The 4,839-nt window shown below is 50.5% G+C and carries 4 protein-coding genes; all 4 read left to right on the top strand.

All coding sequences use genetic code 11. The annotated features are described in order from the left end of the window. Positions 1 to 205 precede the first annotated feature (205 nt). Genes IP81_RS20525 through IP81_RS15670 form a run of 4 tightly spaced genes read left to right on the top strand, consistent with a single transcriptional unit; the run spans position 206 to position 4,606 of the window. A complete protein-coding gene (locus IP81_RS20525) occupies positions 206 to 1,429 on the top strand; it encodes a hypothetical protein (RefSeq protein WP_197274667.1) in 1,224 nt (407 codons plus the stop codon). Beyond that, entirely contained in the window at positions 1,430 to 2,599 is a 1,170-nt protein-coding gene (locus IP81_RS15680) for a glycosyltransferase family 4 protein (protein WP_054108958.1), read from the top strand. It begins immediately after the preceding gene. Further along, positions 2,596 to 3,507, top strand: a complete 912-nt coding sequence (locus IP81_RS15675; RefSeq protein WP_157573298.1) for a bifunctional 2-polyprenyl-6-hydroxyphenol methylase/3-demethylubiquinol 3-O-methyltransferase UbiG — start codon at positions 2,596 to 2,598, stop codon at positions 3,505 to 3,507. The genes IP81_RS15680 and IP81_RS15675 overlap by 4 nt, the downstream gene beginning before the upstream one ends. 1 nt (position 3,508) lies before the next feature. Beyond that, positions 3,509 to 4,606, top strand: coding sequence for a DUF1972 domain-containing protein (locus IP81_RS15670; protein ID WP_054108956.1), 1,098 nt, complete (start codon positions 3,509 to 3,511; stop codon positions 4,604 to 4,606). The last annotated feature ends 233 nt before the right edge of the window (positions 4,607 to 4,839 follow it).

Raw genomic sequence — 4,839 nt, 5'->3', positions numbered from 1 at the left:
TCGTTATCGCCGAAAAGCAGAGGGAGCAGCCCTCCTCGGACCAATCCGACTCGAACTACCCGGTTTTTGCGGGTCTCCAGCTACTGAATCCTTCGTTCGTTTTAAGTCTTGTTAATGACTAAAACAGATGATTTTGGCGATCATCATTTTTGAGGGTTGGGTGGAAGTATAGATTTATTGTTCTGTGAAAGCGAGATTATTTTTAATGATGAGATTTTTTCTTTTTAGTAGCGTCGCTCTTACGCCACTTTACTTTTTTGATTCTGGAGGAATTCAGATATCTCATATATTATTGATTGCATTTTTTGCGATGTGCCTTTTCCTTAAAGTGAATTTTATTACGTCGACGCCGACTGCAAACAAGTTGCTCGGGGGAATGTCTCTTTTTGTTTTATATGCGGTTATGCGTGAATTTGTAGCATTCATTGATAGTGGAGAAATATTGACACTACTTAATCCGACCCATGCCATATTTGGGCTGGCAACGTTCTTTTTCGTGCATAAATTTTTTCATTTAAAAAGCGGATCGTCGGATGGTGTCACTACTTTAATTAGTCGTTCTCTCATAATCGCAATTTCGATTGCTACGTTTGGTGTATTTGCTTTTGGATTTACATTATCATTATCAGAATTTGTTGAACGCCCAGTCGGAACTTTCAACAATCCAAATCAAATCGGATATTTTTCAGTTTTAGCGTGTAGTTTAGCAACGACACTATTTTTTGCCAATAATGTAAATATCTTATACTATATTTGTATTTTAGGATTTACATTTTTTCTGGCGATAGTTTCATTATCAAAGGCAGCAATGCTGTCAATCATTATAATACCTGCATTTTTATTATGGCACTTCTCAATTAAAGAAAGTGTTTCAAATCGGATTTGGTTATTGTTGTTGTTCTCCGCAGTGGCGATGATGATTATTTTTGTAGTGATGACCAATCCAAACAGGATTGTTGATTTCGTTGCTTACGACCGGTTGTCAAATCTTGCTTATGAGAACGATTCGAGTTTAGAGGTTAGAGGCTATTCGTTGTATTTTGAAGGAACATTTTTTGAAAAGATTTTTGGTATTTCATCCTTCGAAGCTTGGATGAGGCACGATGGAGCGGAGGTGCACAGCACTTTTATGGCTCCATTGACATATTACGGGTTTATTGGCGGCGCGTTTTTCCTTTCGATTTTCTATTTTTGGATACGCGGATGCAAAGAGAGTTTCGGATGGATCGGTGCCCTGTCGATCTGCTTGCCGCCCATTCTGTACGGAATTACGCACAATGGAGGGCGTTTTTCGTTGCTCTGGATTCTAATGGCCTTTTCGTTGGCGATAAAGCCGAAGGGTATGATCCAACAGGGAGTGGGGCAGCGGGTTGTGCCGCCGACGGTTCATCGAAACACCATGCTTCAGCGAACTTATCGGAGCGCATAGATGAAAATTGTCCTTATGTGTAACAGTGGCGGCGCCCTGTATGTGTTCCGGAATCCGTTGATCCGGGCGCTGCTCAAAGCAGGGCATGAGGTCGTCGGCGTCTGCCCTGATAGCGAGTATACCGGACGCCTGCTTGGTATGGGTGTCCGCATTCATCTCGTTGAATTTTCGCGCCATTCCGTATCACCGCTCCACATTGTGGGCTTGCTCTATCGTTTGTGGAGAATTGTCTGCGACGAGAAGCCAGATGTGGTTCACGGTTTCACACACAAAGCAGTTATTTATGGCGCGCTTGCCGCACGGTTGGCGAGTGTGCCCCGGATTGTGATGACCGTGACGGGGCTTGGAACCTTGTTTAGTCGGGACGATGCACGAGCGAGGCTGCTTCGTAGTGCGCTATTGGCGCAATATCGCATCGCTTTGTCACGGCACGTCAACGTTTTGTTTCAGAATCCTGACGATATGCATGAACTCGTTTCGCTCGGCGCCGTCAGGCAGAAGAACGCACGCCTGACCAATGGTTCAGGGATCGACCTATCCCAGTTCCAACTGCCTGGTGCTGACATCAAGGCTCAGATGCGGGCCATGCTGGCGCACGAGATCGGAACTGATCTTACGAACCGTATGGTCGTACTTTTCCCTGCTCGTGGTGTGCCGGAAAAGGGATTTCTTGAATTTTATGATGCGGCCCGCCTTGTCGGCGATGCGGCACCCGGTCGGTATTGTTTTGTCCACCTAGGCTTAATCGATAGTGGGACGAGCAGGCATTTTTCTGCCGGTGACGTTGCTACATTTGCGCGCGACCAAGGCGTTCATTATCTTGGGTTTAAGGACAATATCTCTGACTACATGATTGCGTCGGACATCGTTGCGTTGCCCTCCTACTACCGCGAAGGTGTGCCGCGATCGTTGATCGAGGCGCTGGCGCTAGGCAAAACGCTGATCACCACCGACGCGCCCGGCTGCCGGGAAACCGTCATCGACGGCATCAATGGTTTCCTGTGTACTCCGCGTAGCGCACGATCGCTCGCCCGAGCCGTGATGCGTGTCGACTCTGCGATGATCGAAAAAGCCCGTTTGCGTTCCCGTCGCTACTGTGAAGAAAAGTTCGACGTGAAGCAACTGAACTCCCTGACTTTTTCGCTATACGGGTTGGAGGGCGGACAGTGACACAGCTTGTTTGTGCCTGTTGTGCAGCAACGATGCAGGCTATCGGCAATTTTGGGCAGTACGGCCATTTTCGCTGCGATTCCTGTGGCTATGAAGTTTTCAAGAGCAGCAACGTGACGCAGTCGACCGACTATGAGGGCGATTGCGACTATCTTGATGATCTTGAGCTTTTCCCTGCAACGGGCGACCGCATCCAATGGCATCACCAACGTGCACTCGACTTTATCGCAGAACGGGTGCCAGCCGGCGGTATGACGTTGGATGTGGGCTGTTTTGACGGCTTTTTTGTCCGCCACCTTTGTGACCGGTTGTTCGACGCGTACGGCGTCGATTTCAACCGTACCGCGCTTAAATGGGGGATAGACAGGTTTGGGTTAAACGGGCGGATTTCCAATCGTCCGGTTGCAGATTTGCTGGCCGAGGATCGACGCTTTGATGTCGTTACGCTGTTTGAGGTGATCGAACATCTTGATGATTTTGATCCGGTACTACGCGATTGTGTCGCCTTGTTAAAACCCGGCGGTTATCTGGTGATCTCGGCGCCAAACAACGAGATGAGCTGGCGCCCTCCGCTTGATTTTCCGCCGCACCATCTCTCGCGATTCAGTCCGGTAGCGCTGCGCAATATGGCATTGCGGCTCGGGCTCGATCCTGTGGTTTCAAAAGAACAATGCAGCCTGTTCGACCTCGTTCGCAACTATACCGGCGTTCTGTTTCGGCGGTCGGATTCTGCCAGCATGCGCGGCGGTGAATTCCGCAACCGTGGCATCGTCGATCCGCTTCGCCGCATCGCCAACCGCTCAAAGTGGGTGGTTTATTCAGTGCTTTGGCCGATCGACAAGCTGCTTCAAGCGGCAGGTTTCCGTTATATCGGGCAGTTGATGATCGCGCGGAAAATTGGGCGATAGGATGAAAGTTGCGATTATAGGAACAGTTGGCCTTCCAGCTTGCTATGGCGGCTTCGAAACGCTTGTCGAAAATCTGGCGCGCTATCACAATGCTCACGGCACATGTTGCGAACTGACAGTCTATTGCAGCAGCAAGGCCTATCAGGATCGACAGGAGCGCTTCCACGGCGCGTTGTGCAGATACGTGCCGCTCAACGCCAATGGTGCCCAGAGCTTGCTGTATGATCTTTGGTCGATGATGTCGGCTTGGAGAAAGGGGACGGACGTACTGTTGGTGCTTGGCGTGTCTGGTGCAGTTGGCATTCCGGTTTTACGGCTGCTGACTTCGATGCGGATAATCACCAATGTCGACGGGATCGAATGGAAGCGTGCGAAATGGCAAGGGCTTTCGCGCTGGTTCCTGCGTCTTTCAGAACGGATCGCATCAAAATGGTCCCACGATGTCATCGCCGACAATATCGAAATCGCTCGCCACATCAAGAGTTGTTATGGCGTTGCGTGCCATGTAATTCCTTATGGCGGCGATCAATTTCTGGATATAATGCCAAGCGAGGTTTTGGCGGGACGCGGCTTGCCGCCAGCATATGCGCTGGCGATCTGCCGGATCGAGCCTGAGAATAATGTTGCAATGATCCTCGAAGCCTTTGCACGCATGGATGCGGTGCCATTGGTGTTCGTGGGCAATTGGAGCGCTAGCACTTATGGTCAGAATCTCCGGCGGTCTTATTCGGCGGTGCCGCATTTGTATCTGCTCGATCCTGTTTATGACGCGGGGGAACTGCGGACACTTCACGATAATGCCGCGCTCTATTTGCATGGTCATTCTGCGGGTGGGACCAATCCCTCGCTCGTTGAAGCGATGCACTGCCACGCGCTAATTCTGGCGTTCGATTGCGGTTTTAATCGGGCAACGACCGAAGAGGTTGCTGAATATTTCGAGAATGTCGGCCAGTTGGTCCTGTTGCTGCAACGGGTTGCCAATGGTGGTCTGAACCCGAAGCCGGGCATGATGAAAGAGATTGCCGAGCGGCGTTATCGCTGGTCGGTGGTTGCTTGCGAGTATTTCGACATCATTGGCTGCACGGGATCGGTCGCGTAAGTCGCATAGCTCGGTTTGGCAGCTTCGCTTAACCTTACGAAGCTTCGCTACATTCTAACGGCATGCCCGGGAGGACAATCCTCATGGGTCATGAGGATTGCCGGCTGCGATCCGCAATCAATTTGATCGGCTGCGTGCGAGTTCGGTCACATTTGTCAACGCCATGTCGAGCTGGAGACCCGCAAAAACCGGGTAGTTCGAGGCGGATTGGTCCGAGGAGGGCTGCTCCCTCT

The organism is Novosphingobium sp. AAP83 (assembly GCF_001295795.1).
Taxonomy (GTDB): domain Bacteria; phylum Pseudomonadota; class Alphaproteobacteria; order Sphingomonadales; family Sphingomonadaceae; genus Novosphingobium.
The sequence above is the reverse complement of the archived record's forward strand: the minus strand, read 5'-3'. Positions and strand labels throughout refer to the sequence as shown.